The sequence below is a fragment of the Mesotoga sp. Brook.08.105.5.1 genome (assembly GCF_002752635.1).
In the GTDB taxonomy this organism is placed as follows: Bacteria; Thermotogota; Thermotogae; order Petrotogales; family Kosmotogaceae; genus Mesotoga.
Window position 1 is genome coordinate 69855 of sequence record NZ_AYTW01000001.1, and the last position, 17460, is coordinate 87314.

At 45.8% G+C, this 17460-nt stretch carries 18 protein-coding genes; 7 read left to right on the plus strand and 11 right to left on the minus strand.

Annotated features, from left to right (window positions below; genetic code table 11):
• Positions 1-94: 94 nt before the first annotated feature.
• The 3 genes from V512_RS14825 (at position 95) to V512_RS14835 (ending at position 1345) form a co-directional block, all read left to right on the plus strand.
• Entirely contained in the window at positions 95-463 is a 369-nt protein-coding gene (locus tag V512_RS14825) for a hypothetical protein (RefSeq protein ID WP_243392167.1), read from the plus strand.
• Between the two features lie 3 nt (positions 464-466).
• Positions 467-703, plus strand: coding sequence for a hypothetical protein (locus V512_RS14830; RefSeq protein ID WP_243392168.1), 237 nt, complete (start codon positions 467-469; stop codon positions 701-703).
• 240 nt (positions 704-943) lie between these two features.
• Positions 944-1345: a hypothetical protein gene (locus V512_RS14835; protein WP_243392169.1), complete on the plus strand. Its 402-nt coding sequence runs from the start codon at positions 944-946 to the stop codon at positions 1343-1345.
• A gap of 74 nt (positions 1346-1419) precedes the next feature.
• Here the strand turns inward: V512_RS14835 and V512_RS00300 are convergent, their stop codons facing one another.
• The 10 genes from V512_RS00300 to V512_RS00340 form a co-directional block, all read right to left on the minus strand.
• Positions 1420-2544: an ABC transporter ATP-binding protein gene (locus tag V512_RS00300; RefSeq protein WP_099828470.1), complete on the minus strand. Its 1125-nt coding sequence runs from the start codon at positions 2542-2544 to the stop codon at positions 1420-1422.
• 4 nt (positions 2545-2548) lie between these two features.
• Complete coding sequence (locus V512_RS00305; RefSeq protein ID WP_099828471.1) at positions 2549-4342, minus strand: iron ABC transporter permease; 1794 nt, start codon at positions 4340-4342, stop codon at positions 2549-2551.
• A gap of 58 nt (positions 4343-4400) precedes the next feature.
• Positions 4401-5483, minus strand: coding sequence for an ABC transporter substrate-binding protein (locus tag V512_RS00310; protein WP_099828472.1), 1083 nt, complete (start codon positions 5481-5483; stop codon positions 4401-4403).
• A 32-nt stretch (positions 5484-5515) separates the two neighbouring features.
• Positions 5516-6397, minus strand: coding sequence for an RNase adapter RapZ (rapZ, locus tag V512_RS00315; protein WP_099828473.1), 882 nt, complete (start codon positions 6395-6397; stop codon positions 5516-5518).
• Between the two features lie 443 nt (positions 6398-6840).
• Positions 6841-6987 (minus strand): hypothetical protein, encoded by a 147-nt coding sequence (locus V512_RS14520; protein WP_165775307.1) that lies wholly within the window; start codon positions 6985-6987, stop codon positions 6841-6843.
• Positions 6984-7418: a hypothetical protein gene (locus V512_RS00320; protein WP_099828474.1), complete on the minus strand. Its 435-nt coding sequence runs from the start codon at positions 7416-7418 to the stop codon at positions 6984-6986. The genes V512_RS14520 and V512_RS00320 overlap by 4 nt, the downstream gene beginning before the upstream one ends.
• A 475-nt stretch (positions 7419-7893) precedes the next feature.
• Entirely contained in the window at positions 7894-8403 is a 510-nt protein-coding gene (locus V512_RS00325) for a zinc ribbon domain-containing protein (RefSeq protein ID WP_099828475.1), read from the minus strand.
• Between the two features lie 237 nt (positions 8404-8640).
• The gene (locus V512_RS00330) at positions 8641-9135 is read right to left on the minus strand and encodes an aminoacyl-tRNA deacylase (protein ID WP_099828476.1); all 495 of its coding nucleotides are present in this window, start codon (positions 9133-9135) and stop codon (positions 8641-8643) included.
• A gap of 28 nt (positions 9136-9163) precedes the next feature.
• Positions 9164-10246 carry a peptide chain release factor 1 gene (gene prfA, locus V512_RS00335; RefSeq protein WP_099828477.1) on the minus strand — a complete coding sequence of 361 codons (1083 nt, stop codon included), beginning with the start codon at positions 10244-10246 and terminating at the stop codon, positions 9164-9166.
• A complete protein-coding gene (locus V512_RS00340) occupies positions 10246-11295 on the minus strand; it encodes a PilT/PilU family type 4a pilus ATPase (protein ID WP_099828478.1) in 1050 nt (349 codons plus the stop codon). Before V512_RS00340 ends, prfA begins: the two co-directional genes overlap by 1 nt.
• Positions 11296-11428: 133 nt before the next feature.
• On the opposite strand from V512_RS00340, the gene V512_RS00345 reads away from it, so the two are divergent.
• From V512_RS00345 to rbr, 3 genes are all read left to right on the plus strand, one after another.
• A complete protein-coding gene (locus tag V512_RS00345) occupies positions 11429-12871 on the plus strand; it encodes an alpha-amylase family glycosyl hydrolase (protein WP_243392170.1) in 1443 nt (480 codons plus the stop codon).
• Positions 12868-13815, plus strand: coding sequence for a cation diffusion facilitator family transporter (locus V512_RS00350; RefSeq protein ID WP_099828480.1), 948 nt, complete (start codon positions 12868-12870; stop codon positions 13813-13815). Before V512_RS00345 ends, V512_RS00350 begins: the two co-directional genes overlap by 4 nt.
• Before the next feature lie 164 nt (positions 13816-13979).
• Positions 13980-14573, plus strand: coding sequence for a rubrerythrin (gene rbr / locus V512_RS00355; protein WP_207759726.1), 594 nt, complete (start codon positions 13980-13982; stop codon positions 14571-14573).
• A gap of 53 nt (positions 14574-14626) precedes the next feature.
• Here rbr and V512_RS00360 read toward each other — a convergent pair whose 3' ends face one another.
• Positions 14627-15892, minus strand: a complete 1266-nt coding sequence (locus V512_RS00360; RefSeq protein ID WP_099828482.1) for a patatin-like phospholipase family protein — start codon at positions 15890-15892, stop codon at positions 14627-14629.
• 102 nt (positions 15893-15994) lie between these two features.
• Here V512_RS00360 and V512_RS00365 point away from each other — a divergent pair, with 102 nt between their 5' ends.
• Positions 15995-17365 carry a serine hydrolase domain-containing protein gene (locus V512_RS00365; RefSeq protein ID WP_099828483.1) on the plus strand — a complete coding sequence of 457 codons (1371 nt, stop codon included), beginning with the start codon at positions 15995-15997 and terminating at the stop codon, positions 17363-17365.
• Positions 17366-17460: the final 95 nt, after the last annotated feature.

Here is a 17460-nt window from a genome sequence, read left to right on the forward strand (position 1 = left end):
TAGAGGCGGATATGTTTTCGATGGCTGTATTCGCCATCTTGCTGGGCTACTTCCGGATACCCCTCTCTACAACATGCGGAAGGATTTGGGCGCCATGCCTTCAGAAGTTCACTTCCCCGAAGAGTTGGTGAAAGCAGAAGATCAATCGGGCAATAAGTTCACGGTATACCACGATCTCGAAAGACTTGAAACCGAAATGAAGAGAATCGCTCCCGAAGACTCTAATACAATAGGGGACTATATCAACGGAATCCGCAGACTTTCCGACGTGGATCTTATGGAAGTGGGATTCTGGAAATTCAGAGACTGGATCAAGAACATCTTTGTTCTCATAAAGAACAGAAAGGTCACGAAGTACACGACGATTGCTTTTGCTCAGAGATTCAAGAATCCTGCCTTAAGGATGTTCTTTCCAGTCATTCAATATGGTTGGGCAATAATCCCCATGACTCTCAATCTTTGAGTAATGGCAGGCTCCAACGCAAAGAGATACGGAAGGTACTCCGGAGGTTCCGGTAAGTTCATCGAGTCAATCGTGAAGAGATACGCTTCCCTCGGAGGCGAGATACTGTACGATTCGTCAGCAGTTAAGGTCATTGAAAGGGAGGGAAAGGCAGTCGGAGTAAGGCTCAAAAGTGGTCAGAGCTTAACGCCGACTATGTGGTTTCAGATGTTTACGCCTATGATACTTTTAAGAAACTGATAGATGAGAGACACCTCACCGATCGTCTGCGCTCGATGTATTCAAAGCCCTTCGACAGAATGATGATGGCTCTGCATGTGCCTTTTGGCATTGACATGGACCTGTCACAATTGCCGAATGCAATGTCCCTCTTTCTGGATAAACCGATTGAGATTGCAGGTGACGGTGTTCCATAGTAAACCTTCTGAATTACAGTTATGATGGAACAATGGCACCAAAGGGAAAGACCAGTTCAAAGTTATGTATGACACCTATTGGTCTTACTGGGAGGAACTCTCAAAGGGCCAAAGAAAATACGAAGAAGTAAAGGAAAAGATTGCCAGTAACACGATCATGGCAATCGAGAGATTCATTCCCGGTATCACCGATGCAGTTGAAGTAACAGATGTCACAAAGCCAATGACTACAGAGAAGTTCACGTCAAATGGACGAGGCTACGAGAGCAAAGAGGACTTTCGAATGAAAGACACTCTCAGAGGCTTCCTCAACAAGCCGTTGGTATTGAAGACTCTGAAGAACTTCTACGTGATCGGCCACTCCATAGGAGGAACCAACCTCTACGGCTGTACCGCGATGGGCAGGAACACCTCAAAAAGATCTGCAAGAAAGAGAAGAAGAGTTTTGTGGGTTCCTGAGATATAGATTCAATACGATTACTCTCTGAAGTAGCAAGGAGAGGAATACTACAAGATCCCTCTCCTCAAAAAGTATCGCCTCTACTCTGTCAACTTCAAAGAGCCTGCTCCTATCTTATTCTTTGTAGCTTTGTCGAAAAGCAAGTAGTTTACTGAAGGAAAGGAGATCTCCATCTTCGAATCAACTACGAAATCGACTCTTCCAAAGACGACTATTGAGAACATCGTGTTCTTGATCTTTGCCCTCACCACTGTCTCCATTCCAGAAGGAAGCGTTGAGTAGATAACACAACTATTTGCTCCGCTGTACGGGTTTAGCGTGATGTCCTCCGGTCTCAAACCAATTATTACTTCGTCACCGTTCTTAACTTCTGCCTCTTTGCTCTTGAAAATCATCTCCATAGTGAGTTCGGCGGTTTCAAGAGAGACTCCATCTTTCTCAGCACCCTTAACTGTGGCATCCAGGAAATTCATTGAAGGATTCCCGATGAAATCTCCGACGAAAACGTTGGACGGTTGATCGTATATTACGAGTGGGGGCGCATATTGCTGGAGAACCCCTTCCTCAAGGAGACAAACCTTTGTGGCCAGCGTCATTGCTTCCAGCTGATCATGAGTGACGTAGACTACCGTCGATTCGATCTCCCTGTGAAGCCGCTTCAGTTCGGCTCGCATTTCCATTCTCAGTTTGGCATCAAGGTTAGAAAGCGGCTCATCCATCAAGAGGACCTTAGGATTTGGAGCAAGTGTTCTTGCGATGGCAACTCTTTGCTGTTGACCGCCCGAAAGTTCTGAAGGATACCTGTCAAGAAGATCGCTTATCTTGACGAGATCGCCCATCTCTCTTACTCGCTTTCTTATTTCCTCTTTGCTCCACTTCATGTTTTCAAGACCGAAAGCTATGTTCTGATAAACTGTCATGTGAGGCCAAAGTGCGTAATTCTGGAACAAGAGGCCGACATCCCGCTTATCCGGAGATAGGTTAATCTGCTTCTCACCTGAAAAAACCACCTTACCGCCGATGCTTATCTCACCGATTGTTGGCGTTTCAAGCCCGGATATCATTCGAAGTGTCGTGGTTTTACCGCATCCGGAGGGACCGAGAAGCGTCACAAAATCGCGGTCTTCAATCGTAAGATCAAGCTTGTCAACCGCGTTGACACTTCCGAAAGTCTTTGTCAGGTTCTTCAATATAATTTCAGGCATCAGGTCAACCTCCTATTCCTTTATCCAGACTTGCGCCGGTGACTTTATTGATCACGAAATTGAACACAAGAACTATTCCGATTATCAGCAGTACAATCGCATTTGCGTATTGATTCCAGCCCTTTTCGTTGTACTTGAAAAGCATTGTCGTCAAAATGCTGGTTGACGGTGTAACAAGCAGTATATAGAGGGCTAGTTCTCTCATGCTCGATATGAAAGGAAGAAGATAACCGGATATTACCGTGGGCTTCTGAATTGGGATGATTATCTTCACCATTCTCTTCCACCATCTGATGCCCAGTATTATTGCGGCCTCTTCAATTTCCTTGCCAAGCTGCAGAATCGCGTTAATACCCGCTCTCGATGCAAAAGGCAGATACTTCACCGAACCAACAAGGGCAAGTATCGCAAAAGTACCGTAAAGAGGTGGTATGAAACCTCGCTGAACCGAGAACATCGATAGATAGATCGCACCGAAAGCCATGCTAGGAATCAAATATGGAAAGAAGGCCAACCTATCAACCATATTGGAGCCGAATCTTCCTCTGGTTTTGGCAACGGAATACCCGACCAGTATACCAACTGTGCCTGCTATCAGCGCTACTACGATAGAAAGAGAGAAACTATTGAACAAGCCTTGATACACGTACTTATTCTTTAAGATACCCGGCTCACCGTTTGCTATGTCCGGACTACCCTCTCCCGTCCAGAATATCGTAGATAGATTGCTAAGAGAGTAATTCCCGGGCTCCACAAAGAACGACTGAGCCGCAAAGGTAAGCAGCGGGATTACCGCCACTGCTACCAGGAGTACCAGCATAATTGAGGAAATCGGTGTACGAAGCTTTCTCAAATTCACAAGCGAGATGTTTCCGCTCTTTCCCGTTACCGTAGTGAACCCTTTTCTCTTGCCGATAATCAACTGATTTATCGTGAGAATTGCCACTCCAACAACTATCATGAATGAAGCGATAATGTATCCGGCACCGGGATTAACTCCGTTGATCGTTCTGTACAGCTGCGTTGTAAGCACCTGAAACCTCACCGGACCTCCAAGGAATGAAGGCACGGCAAACGCACTCATAGCGCTGGAGAACACAAGCAAGAACGTAGACAGAATGGCTGGCATGACTATTGGCACAGTTATCTTCCATATTATCCGAAATCTCGTTGCCTTGAGAATCACTGCGGCCTCTTCAAGGTTTGCGTCCATGTTTCTCAAGATCCCACCGATTAGTATGAATGCAAAGGGCGCATAATGCATTCCCAGAACGAGAACTATCGGAATGAATCCATATGCAAACCAGTCTGAAGTCTCAATGCCCGTTAAGGCCGTGAATATGCCAGGTACGCCACCAATGCTCTTGTTCTTGAAGAAGTTCAGCCAGGCCATAGCCAGTGTCCAGGAGGGCATAATATATGGAAACAACATCATCGTGGATATCGGCTTCTTGAATCTGAGATTTGTTCTGGTTACCATCCAGGCGAAGAAGCCTCCGACTATGAGCGCGAAAGCGCAGGTAGCTATTGAAACCAGCAAAGTGTTTATGAGGGGTTTATAAAACAAGTTGTCGCTTGCAGCACTTTTAAACACGTACTCCCAGTGGTAAGTCGTGAAATCTCCAACACTTGAACCCCTAATTCTTCTCACTTCTGCAGAATGAACAGTGAAGGTGTCTACTCCTATGTAGAATAGAGGAACTATCGTCAAATATATCAGGATAATGAGCAGGAGAATCAGAATCGCGTGCTCTGGCTTCGACAAATACCCGAGTAACTTGTTCAGCAACTTCTTCATAGCAACCACCTTTGAAGAGACTAAGACTCCCCCGATCGGGGGAGTCTAGAGAATGTGATTAATATGCGTACATATTCCAGAAGTCTTCTACATCAAGTCTGTGACTGAAAAGGAACTCAGGATCTTCACCAATCAATACCTTCTCCCAAACATCGAAGGCATTGTCGCCAGGATACGGAAGGATATTTGGATTAGACGAGTAAGTTCCTTCAGACCCAGCCCAAGGAGCAAAGCCTTCCTCCGTCAGTAGATACTCGATAAAGAGCTTTGCAGCATTAGGATGAGCGGCATTGTTCGTCAGCATCATGTAGCTGGGATAATAGAAACCGGCAAAGGGTTCCATTCCCATAATCGGCAGCAGGGCGAGATTCTTGGTGTCTCTGTATCTTACCTTTGAATAGGTGCATAGACCGACCTTGTCAATCCCCTGTCCTCTTATTCCCAGAGACTCGGCCATCGTTGTGTCACTGTTGATGAAGACCAGTCCATTCTCGAGAACTCCTTTCATCCACTCATAACCGGCGTTTTCTGTTGTAAGCTTAATTGGTTCCCCAAAATACCTTTCATAAGCGATTTCCAGATCTTCAACAACTTCAGGAGTTGTGAGCATCGTAAGGAAATTCATGTTTACGCCTTCCTGGAAGGGGTCCTTGAAGAAGAACCTGCCTTTGTAAGCAGGATCCGTAAGCGCCCAAACATTAGTTACGGGCGGGAAAGTGAATGTCTCGGAGTTGTAAAGGAAGACCTTAGTGATAACCGATAGAACAAGCGGATTCTGCATCGACTCGGGAATTAGATCCTTCATGTCTTCCGGAACATAGTTTATCAAGTATCCCGGCTCGATAAGCTCCCCGAATACTCTACCACCGTCCTGGGCAATTACAAAGTCCGCGCCGACGATTCCGTTTCCCACTTCTCTGGAAACCTTTTCAATCATCTCGAAGTCTTTCAGGTTATAGGCTTCTACGGCGATTCCATACTTCGCTGTGAAGGCCTCTGCCGCATTGGATATTCTGCTGGTTATAGAATATACAACGACCTTCCCTTCCTTCTTGGCCGCCTCGAGCAGCTCCGGGGAAACAGCAAGGATAGAAATGCCTAACATAATGACTAGCACGAGCAAGAACGACCTCAATTTCATAAAACACCTCCTAAATCAGTTAAGAATTTGGATCAGGAGTTCTCTTTATGTATCTTTTGCTCTCTGTGATCAAGCGAAAGCCTTACGCTATCTGTCTTGAGCGCTTCGTACAGACGTTCGGCGATATACACAGACCTATGCTTGCCTCCGGTACAGCCAACAGCTATCTTGATGAAGTTTCTTCCGCTTCCCGCGAATCCCTCTATCGTTATCCTGCATAGTCTCAGAACAGTGTTGAAATAGCTTTCGATCTCCGGATAGGTCTCCAAATAATCCTTAACTTGCTTGTCCATTCCTGTAAGCTCTATGAGATCCTCGTAATAATAGGGGTTGGGAAGGAATCTCACATCGAAAATCAGGTTGGCATCATGAGGCACTCCTTCATTATAAGAAAAGCTCTCTATTTCTATTCTCATAGGTGGAAGCGAATATCCCTTGCCGCTGATTATCGAAACAATTGCCTCTTTCATCTCTTTCATATCCATTTTTGAAGTATCGATAACATGATCACAGTGCAGTTTCAGCGGCTCCATGATACTTCTTTCCTTCTGAATCGCTTCTTCAAGTCCTATCTCTTCCTGGAGAGGATGTGCTCTCCGTGTCTTCTGATATCTGTAGTATAGAACCTCGTCCTCAGCATCGAGGAAAATCGTTGTTACTCCCAACCCTCTCTCTTTAAGCGATTCAATGCTCTCAATTACCTTATCCATTCCGCCGAACTTCTTGGCCGTACGAATATCGATTACGACGGCACTCTTGTCGATTTCCTGCTCGCCGATTATTCTTACAAGCTCTCCAATAATCGAAGGAGGAACGTTGTCCATGCAGAAGAAGCCAAAATCCTCAAGAACATCGATTGCCGAAGACTTTCCGGCGCCGGACATTCCGGTTACAACGATAATAGATGAAGACATTCGTAGCATCACCGCCCAAATGGAAAACATAATTAGAAAACGAGAAATAGAAGATTCTATCTTTAATTATACAACAGTTTGTAATAACTCCAATTAGTAGCCCGACGCCAGACCGGATTCATGTCTTTCGACATTGTTTTTTCAACACTTGATTCATCCTAACCCCGTGAGACTTCCCAAGATCAATAGATGCGAGTTTTCAGCCTACATTCGTTGTTATAGATAACCTCAATTGCTGTAGAAGAGTTCTAAATCCTTCTTCAGCTCTTCCAGAGCCTCGGGATTAACATAGATCATGGCCGCCCTCGTAGACTCTGTGAATGATGTTGGCACGAAGAGAATCCGAGATCTTGAGATAATCAATGCTATAGGCAACCGATTCAAAGGGGTACTCAAGATCAACCTTCCTCCAGCGACAAAGACTCATAGATAGGGAGCTCTGGTCAAAGCATGTGAAAGAGCATCACTGCATCGGGAAATCCCAGGTCAAGTGAGTCAGGCATTTCCGGCTCAGCTTTGCCGCTCTCCCAATTCCTGTTCAGATACACTTCTGCGTTCCCGCTCATTTCGGTAAGGCAGAATTGTTTCATATCCTCTCTCTCTTGATGTAATCATTTGCGCATGTCTTCAACTGCTCCGAAAGAGTGAACGTTGTACCATCATTTGAGTCCCCCATACATGGTCCGATGGCCGTTATTCTTGAGTCATACACGCTACGGGAGCGGTAGCTCTCTTCTAGCAGCAATGTACAGAAGTCCACCTGGTTCATCCTTAGATTTCGTTGATAGAATACGGCCGAGCTGATCCCTGTAAGCATTTCCAGAGTCTCTGCGATACTCCGTTTTCTATCGTCTGCAAGCTTGTTTACCTCCCAGAGCGCGCTTACATACTCCTCCTTCACCCATCTACTTGCCTCTTCAACAAGAGTCTCCAGCTCACCGTAACCTTGCAGTGATACCGGGCAGAAGCGACATAGGCCGAAATTGAGAGAGCAAATGCCTTGTCCTCCGTTGAACTCCACTGGACTGTTCCGAGATCGAAGACCGGGGAGATGAAAATCAGTCCTGAAGGATAAACTCGAGCGAGGATCTGTTCTTCGTTCCCAGATCCGCTGTACGCCGAAAGATCAGTTGCAAGTTCTCAGTTCCGAGTTGCAAGCATAAGAACCGTAGTGCGCTTAAAAGCGGAGAACCCGCTGATCGCTGTGAGATTAAGTTCCCCCATCAACTTTTTAGTGGCAAACGGATTTTGGTCTTCCGAGCGTTCAGCGCTCAGCGAAAAGCGGCTCTTTCCCTGCGAAGCAGGCATTGCTATCACTGATGCTCTTCGGCGCCTTGCGTCTAATGTTTTGTTCTTCTTAACGCCTATAGCTTGCAACTTGGAACTGACAACTTGCAACTGTTCTTACGAAGGACGGGTCCATGATCCGAAGGACCAAGGACGTCTCCTCACAGCGCACAAATCTTCTGCTGCCATGCATCTCGGAGTCTTTTTACTCAGTCAAGATTGAAATCGTGTCCACAGTTCTTGCAGAAACGATTCTCTTTTTTGTTCAACATATAGCAAAGGCTACATTTCTTGTAACCAGTTAGAGAAGTTCCGCAACTAGAACACTTGGTTGCCTTGTCGTCATTCTCTGTGCCGCACTCCGGACACCTAGAATAACTCTTACTCTTCTTCTTCTCGAGTCTTGCCTCTCTATCGGAAACAAAGGTGTAGTCGTAGGTCATTTCCTCCTGAACTTCGCTCCTGCTAACGGGTTCCTGTTCACTAACAGGACCGGAGAAGCTCTTCGTCTTCGCCATGCCTAGAAGCATTCTCCCGAGGGTTGTTGCGATGAAGCCCAACACTATAAAAACGAATACACTTCCAAAAACAAGGCTTAGATACGGAGCCAGAAAGAAACTAGCAAAGCTAAGTATTATCAAGCCTATGCCGACACCGTAGACTATTCCACCGATAACTTTGATTACTGTTCTCACTGGATCACCAGAGCGGATGTACATTTCACCACCGTCCTTTCAATTCAATTGTACAATGTCTTTCAATATGATCAACTTAGATTACTCACAGTTCCTTTTGAGATGGGAAAGAAAAATGTAGAATTGATTGACAGGAGTTTGAAGGGAGAGAAGATTGATGGAGATTTCTACGGTTCTGCTGCTACTGGCCCTTTTCTTCGGAATAATTTCCGTTCTTGTGATAATTTTCAAAATCTAATTGCCAAGCGTAGCCCGGAGCTCTCAGTGTTTCTCTTTGGAGAACGAAGCGACATTACCTTTCGTAGCGACAACCAGATCCGTCGGCCTTAACCATATCTGAAGGCCCCGCTTGCCAGCGCTCATAGAAATCCTCTCTTCACTCAAGACTTCTCCATCTATATAGATTTTGAAGCTCTTGTTCATACCCAGAGGAGAGACCCCTCCCCTGACGTAACCTGTAATAGCTAGAAGCCGGTCTGAGGAGACCGTTTCGATATTCCTATCACCAGTTATCTCCGGAAGCTTCTTCATATCGATTTCCCGATGCCCACCGAGACAGCACACGAAGACACCGCTTCGATCACCTTTGAGTACGATTGTCTTCATCGTTTTAGAAGCTGAAAGTCCAAGTTCGGAAGCGACCTTAACAGCGCCCAGATCACTTTCGTCAACTTCGTACTCAAGAACCTCATACTCTATGCCGAGACCGTCCAGAATCCTTGTTGCGTTTGTTCTTAGAGGCTTCTCATTCTTCATGCTCTGTCTCCTTAGAAGAGGCTCTAGACTAACCGATAAGTTTCCTGTGGAGCAGTTCCAAACGCTTGTTTATATCTGCAGCGGAAAGCTCTGTTATCAGTTCGTCGAGGTCGCCGTCCATTATATAAAGAAGTCTGTAGCTAGTGAAGTTAATCCTGTGGTCAGTGACCCTGTTTTGAGGGAAGTTGTATGTTCTTATCTTCTCACTTCGCTCTCCAGTTCCTATTTGCGTTCTTCTGGTCTCGACAATTTCATTTTCCGCCTTAGAGCTATACATCTCGTAGAGTTTTGCACGAAGTATCTCGAGGGCCCTGGCCTTGTTCTGGTGCTGAGATCTCTCCTTCTGTACCGCAACAACGATTCCCGTTGGTTCATGAACTATCCTGACCGCTGAATCTGTCTTGTTAACATGCTGACCGCCTGCTCCTGAAGCTCTGTACGTATCAATTCTTAGGTCGGCAGGATCGATTTTGACTTCCGTCTCGCTGACTTCAGGAAGAACCGCCACTGTGGCGGTCGAAGTATGGATCCTTCCGCCGGATTCTGTAGAGGGAACTCTCTGGACCCTGTGGACTCCGCTTTCATACTTCAGTTTGCTGAATACGCTCCGACCTTTTATCTGAAATACGATTTCTTTTAATCCGCCGATGTCTGTTTCATTGGAATCAATGATCTCTGATTTCCAGTTGTTTCGCTCGGCATATCTGCTGTACATGCGGAATAGATCCGCAGCGAAGAGAGCCGCTTCTTCGCCGCCAGTTCCCGCTCTTATCTCGATAATTATGTTTCTATTGTCTGATAGATCGGGAACCAGTAGTCCCTTTAGATTCAGTTCCTGTTTCCCAATGCTATTCTCAAGGTCTGATATTGTCTGGGCTATCTCTTCCTGTTCGCTCTCACCGGCAGAATTCTTCATCTCATACCATTCGTCAAGCTCGCTTTTCATCGATTCTATGTCATTGTAGAGATTTATGATCTCGGAAAGCTCGGAATGTTTCTTGCCGTACTCCATAAGTTTCTCAGGATCGGAGGCAACTTCTGGTCTGGAGAGCTCCCTTTCAACTTCCTTGAATCTCTCCCTGAATACTTCCATTATCTTTTCTAGATCCATTAGAAGGCCCTCCTGGCCATGGCGTTCGCATCTCTCGCATAGTTCTGAAGCTGATCCTTGTCGATAATGCCCTTCTTGAAAGCATCCATCAACGCATCATCAAAGGTAACCATTCCAAACTTAATGCCGGCTTGCATCATAGATTCTATCTGATGGAACTTCTGTTCCCTGATAAGGTTCCTTATCGCCTGGTTCACAACTAGAATCTCAAGAATTGCAATCCTCCCTTTGCCGTCTCTTCTTCTCAGCAGCCTTTGGTAAATGACAGCCAGCAAGGTATTTGCAAGCTGCATTGCTATTTGGTTCTGCTGATGAGGTGGGAAGACTCCGACTATCCTTTCGGGAGTGGTGGCGGCAGAATTCGTATGAATCGTTGAGAAAACAAGGTGACCGGTCTCCGCAGCGGTCATCGCAAGTTCCATAGTCTCGCTATCTCTCATCTCGCCAACGAGAATTACGTCCGGGTCCTGCCTCATGGCATACTTAAGGCCGTTGTAGAAGGACTTGGTATCGGGTCCAAGCTCCCTCTGGTGAATCAAAGCGGTCTTTTGCTCAAAAACATACTCTACAGGATCCTCTATAGTTATGAGGTGTGCATTCCTTGTTCTGTTTATGTTTTCCAGCATCGCTGCAAGAGTGGTTGATTTACCGCTGCCTGTAGGCCCCGCAACTAGCACGAGTCCCTTGTCCGGCTTGCAGAAGTCTTTGAAAATGGCGGGGTAACCTAGGTCATCTATAGTCTTAACTGTTTTCGGAATGAGCCTCAGAGCTATCACAGGAAGCTTATTTGAGTAGAAGAAATTTCCTCTTACTCTCGATGAGCTGAAGCCAAAAGAGAAATCGATTTCCTTACTGTCCGAGTCCTCAAACTCCATCCCCGTAACTTCCTTAAGCTCAGCAATGATCTTTTTCATCATTATCGCATCGGTAAGAAGCTTGTCCTGAATCAACTCGCCATCGACCCTGTACATCACATAACCCCCGGAAGTCACATGAACGTCGCTCGCATTCATCTGTTCACCCTTGCTCAGAGTCTCCATTATTAGCATCTTCCACACCTCCTAGAACAGACAAGATTTTAACACAATGCGCTGTAGGATAACTATGATAAGATGTAAGATTCTAGGGACAGTGATAGTTCTCATGAATCGATCCGATTTTGGACCGCCATAGTCGGGAGGGATGTGCGTGTTCTACGAGCTGTATATAAGATCATTTTGCGATGGCAACGGAGACGGAATAGGAGATCTAGTAGGAGCCGAACAGAAACTTGATTATCTTGCAGGTCTCGGTATCGAAGGAATATGGCTCCTACCGATACTTCAGTCGCCGGCATACCACGGTTACAGTGTCACTGACTTTTTCAGCATTAATCCCATATATGGAAATCTCAAAGAGCTGAGAAGCTTTCTTGCTTCAGCACATAGGAGAGATCTGAAAGTGATCCTGGACCTTCCGATCAACCACACTTCTCCTAGTCATGAATGGTTTCTCAGGGCTCTCGACGGCGAAAGACCGTACAGGGACTGGTACCTCTTTCTGCAGAACGAAGACTGGCTAAAGGCAAGGAGACACTGGGACGGGGAGAAGGTATGGACTAATTACTCCGGCCAATGGGCATATACACTTTTCGGCCCGGGAAGCCCCGATCTCAATTACGAATCAACTTCTCTATGGCAACAGATGAAAGAGGTTCTCACATTTTGGCTTTCGGTGGGATTTGACGGCTTCAGATTCGACGCCGCAAAACACATCTTCGATTTCTCTATAGAGAAGGGAATATGCGAGTATCAGCACAGCAGAAATATCGCGTTCTGGAAAGAGATGACCTCGCACTGCCGATCAATTTCGCCCGATTCGATCTTTGTGAGCGAAGTTTGGGATGATGCAAGAATTGTGGATCTTTATTCTGCGATCTTCGGAATCGGATTCAACTTCCCGCTGGCCGAAGACTTGAAGTCAGCAATTGCCAAGAAGGATCCTGAGCTTCTGGTAATATCATTGAAGACAGATTTGAACAGGTGCTTCAGGGCCAAACGCAGCTACGAATCTGGACTCTTCCTTACGAATCATGATATGAGTCGTTTGGTATCGTCAATGAACGGCGACCGTGAACTCTCGCTTCTTTCAATGTCTGTAATGCTATCTCTTCCGGGAGTACCCTTCTTCTACTATGGCGAGGAACTGGGCATGGAAGGTGTCTACAATATGTACTTCAACGAAGAACAGCTGGAACCCTTTCTCTGGTATGAGAACGGCTACGGTCCGGGACAGACGGAATGGAAGGCTCTCGGCAAAAACCATCCTCACAGCGGTGTGTCCTATGAAGCGCAAGAAGCTGTCGATGACAGCTACTATATGAGATTCAGGGCTATACTTGAATTCAGAAAGAGTAATCCCTGGCTAAGATTTGCCACAATCAAGAGCGTGAAGCGCAAGGAGACTTTGATAATGTTAAAGGTGGCTGGAGAGAGCAAGAGCGCAAACATACTCCACAATCTCGGAACGAAGAAGATTGCTGTCGATTTGAACGCTGATGTCCAAGTGATCAACGGCACCGTATCGAGGTACAGGAACAAGAGATATCTTGGCGCCCTAGCTAGTGCGATGGAGGTTACTGAATGAACGAAGATAGAGCTTCAGTCGCCAGAATGGGTTCGATAATAGGCGTAGCTGGAAATGCTTTGCTTGCGGTGATCAAAGTATTTACCGGCTTCTTCACTGGAAGCATGGCTATTCTTGCCGATGGGGTGGATTCAACTACCGACATATTGACATCTATCATAACGTGGATCTCAACATCTGTTTCAAGCAAACCGCCGGATGCTCAACACCCTTATGGTCATGAAAGAGCCGACGCCGTTGCATCCAAAATTGTGTCCATGATTATCTTTTTTGCCGGCGCCCAGCTTGCTATGAGTTCTGTTCAGAAGCTGTTTACCGGAGAGTCTTCCGTCGAGAATCTTGAGCTGGTAATTGTGGTTGCGGCAATCTCATCCGTCACGAAATACTTCCTCTATCGCTACAAGATGAGCATTGGAAAGAAGATTGACTCTTCTGTTTTTGTCGCAGACGCGATGAATATGAAGCTTGACATAGTAATCTCGCTATCCGTTTTGGGAGGTTCGATTTTCGTTGGAGTTACCGGACTGCAGATAATCGACTCGATTATCGGACTGGTTGTATCAGTGCTGGTAATCAAGACCTCTATCGAGATTTTTTGGGAAACCAACTACGAGCTTATGGATGGACTGAAGCCGGGCGACAATGTTTACAACATAATCTTCGAAGCGGTTGAAAGAGTTCCGGGAGTTCACAACCCTCACAAAGTGAGAGTAAGAAAGATGGGTTACAAGTATCTTGTTGATCTAGACATCGAAGTAGACCCCAGGCTGTCTGTTAGGAACGCCCACTTCCTTGCCAAGCAGGTTGAGGCCGCGATAAAGAAGGATCAGGAAAACGTCTATGATGTACATGTTCACATTGAACCTTCGGGAAATGTTGAAGATGAGAACTTCGGAATAGACTCTTCGAGGGAGTTTGGAAAAAACACAGATAAAGACCAGTAGAAACTGAGGTGCCTTTCTTGAGACCAAGTCTCCGTGTCGGTTTTCTTTAGAGAGATTCGTAATTGTAATCGACTTTGTACTATAATCATGTGGAGATGTTCTTTCTCAACCGTAATAAGTTCACACAAAAGTACTCGAAAACAATATCTCGTATTGGGGGTGAAATCGTGAATCTAAAAGGCACAAAGACTCTTGAGAACCTAATGAAGGCATTTGCAGGCGAATCACAGGCAAGAAACAGATACACTTTCTACGCTTCCGTAGCCAAGAAGGAAGGATTCGAGCAGATTTCCGCTCTTTTCAGGGAAACTGCCGATAACGAGAAGGAACACGCAGAAGTTTTCTTCAAGCACATCATAGAAGGTATGACAGGCGAACTACCGGTTATGGTCCACGTAGATGCTGACTATCCTGTAGATCTTAGAGGAACGAGAGAGAATCTCAAAGCTGCCGCTGCCGGAGAAAACGAAGAGTGGACGGAACTGTATCCAACATTTGCCGATGTCGCGGAAAAGGAAGGCTTCAGAACTGTTGCAGAGAGCTTCAGACAGATAGCCAAGGTGGAAAAACGCCATGAGACCCGCTATTTGAAACTGCTCGAAAACGTCGAAACCGAAAAGGTATTTAAGAGAGAAGAGAAGGTCCTTTGGAAGTGCGGAAATTGCGGGTATATACTTGAGGCAAAAGAAGCGCCCGAGCAGTGCCCTGCATGCAAACATTCGAAGGCTTACTTCGAACTCTTCGTTGAGAACTATTAGATCATCTCTAGAAGTCATCTGGGTCCGGTATTGCCGGGCCCTTTTTGTCTCTACTATTCCAGGCGGGTCAGAGAACTGAATCCATCTTCGAATACCCTGAATTCCTGATCTTCGAGATCTTTCATCTTCGAATTGTCTATTAGAAGCTCAAGAAAACTCACAACTCTTTCACAGGCGATATCGTTATACTTTATGTTCTCAATACTTGAGCGCGCAGCAGAAACGATCCGTCCGATCAGAGTCTGTAAAGTGAACAGCTCCAGCTTCCCAAATTCTAGATGTCCTGCAAGCTTCTCTAGGAGGACCACCCATGTTTCCAAAGGACCGGAGGTTCCGAAATGATCTTGCAATACTGGCATGAGTTGCCCGTAATAAAAGTGGTGAGTAGACTCGCTCTGCCAGGGTTCAATTCCAAAGATAGCTTTTGCCTCTTTCTTTTTCTTTTCAGGCATTGAGAAGAGCGCTTTTGCAATTGTGTCCTGCTTTGCAAAAACATAGTACTCCTCTCCGGCAAGATAACCCAGTTCGCTGAGACAGTCAAGATATCCCTCTTTCATGAAGTTTCGAGAGACTTCGGGATCGAAGTCAAGAACATCTCCATAGAATTCTCTCGGTTTGATTACGAGATGTTTCACTTCATCAAGTCTCTTTAGTGAAACAAGAGTCAGAAGATCTCTAATTCTCTTCGGACCGAGATCGACAATAATAATCTCCTTGAACCCTCTGCTCAAAGCCATATTAACGGGGATATTTCTGTAAATTCCACCATCTATGAACTTTTCCAAGCCAATTTGCTCTCTTCTGAAGACTGGATGATTAGCGCTTGCCAGAATGTAGTCTCTTAGCTCTCCTTCAGGAATATCTTCGATAAAGAGCTCCCTCGGCTCCATATTGCTGAGAGAATAAGTGACGATACCAACATCTATCGGGGCTTTTCGAACTTCCTCTTCCTTAAGGAGACGGCCAAAGTTTTTTCTAAGTGGAGCAGGATCGAACCCGCCGGTCTTGAGTGCACCAATCGCTTTTTCGATCAAGTTGCCGTCAGTTCCATCTACTACCACTTTATCGAAATCGATTTTCAGCCACAATTCGCGTGCGTCTTCGAACTTGTCCATAGCAACTGCCATTGAGTTTAAGGCGCCTACCGACGTCCCATAGACTCCCCCGATCTCAATTCCACAATCCTTCAGAGCCTTCCAGACTCCTATCTGATAAGCGCCTCGGGCTCCGCCTCCCGAGAGCACGAGTCCAATTTTACCGTCGAAATTGACCCTTTCCTTAGCCGGAATAAGAAGTTCGGACAGATTCAACTTACCCACTTTGGTCACCTCTATCCAATTGTATATTAGGCTCCCTCCGAAATCCACAGAAAATTTCCCTCATGGTGCATGTTCAGCTACAATGCTTAAAGGAGGTGTTATATGAACCTAAGAAGTTTTAGAAAGCGCTTCGCGGAAATAACGTCTGAATTGGAGAAGCTAGTTACAGAAGGTGAGATTCCCGGAATCTCCTGCGGGGTACGTTTTAAGGACACAGTTGAAACTGCCTCTCTTGGGGTCACGAATATCAACCATCCCTTGAAGGTAAGTGATGAGACTTTCTTCCAGATCGGCTCGATAACCAAGACTTTCGTAGCTCTTGCTGTTATGAGATTGGTCGATGCCGGCAGGATCGATCTGGAAAGACCAATTAAGGAACTCCTCGAAGATTTCGCTCTTTCAGATAAAGGAGCTGAAGAAAAGATCACGATGAAACATCTTCTGACCCATACTTCTGGCATGAAGGGGGATTACTTCAAGGATTTTGGTTATGGTAAGGATGCCCTGGAGAAACTGGTTAGGAACATGTCTTCTCTTCCTCAGATCAACCCTCCAGGAAGAATCCTCTCTTACTGCAATTCAGGTTTCTATGTGGCGGGAAGAGTCATTGAGGCGGTTACCGGGAAGACCTTCGAAGAAGCAATCATCGAACTGGTTTCCAAGCCTCTCGGTCTGGAGAACATTCATTTCTTCCCCGAAGATATAATAACAGAACGTTTTGCGGTCGGGCACCTGATCACAGAAGATCGTATATCTGTTGCTCTTCCTTGGGCCGTTGGAAGGGCAATACATCCAGCTGGAGGCATCATCACTAACATTAAGGAACTACTTAACTATTCAGCCTTTTATTTTAGTGACAGAGCTTCGGATAGAAATGGAATCATAAGTGATGATTCCTTCACAAAACTCATAACTGGAAAGATTGACGCTTCCCCTGCATCTAAGGTCGCACTTGGCTGGTTCGTGGAAGAGATCGATGGAGTGGCGACAATACAGCATGGTGGTGGCACCAACGGTCAAATATCCTTACTGATGGTCTTCCCGGAGATCGACTTTTCAGCAGCCATTCTAACCAACAGCAACGAAGGCAGTAAAGCGACCTCTCTCTTTTCGAGAATGATCGTGGAAGATCTTCTGGAACTGAATCCGGTAATTACTGAACCCGCAACCAATTATCTGGAAAGGGCGGAGAAGATTGCCGGGCTCTATAGAGGAGAGATGTCAGATCTGGAGATCTTCATTGAGCAGGGGAAGAGCTTCATTAAGGAAATCCCGCGAGTAGGTTTTCCAGATGAAGACTCTGAACCGGCTCCTCCATCCACTCCACAGGAGATTTCAATATCGGACGAAGGTTTCATAATAAATCTTAGCGAACCTTATTTGGCAAGTGCGGGGGAGTTCATCGTAAATGAGTCTGGCAGAATAGAAGGTCTAAGGATCGGACTTCGTATCTATAATGAGATTGGATCCTGAGCTAATAGAATTATTATGGTATGATTCGATCTTTCCTCTGCCCTTACCTCTGATAAAATAAGAGTGCGGTCGTATCTTCTTAACTCGATGAAAAG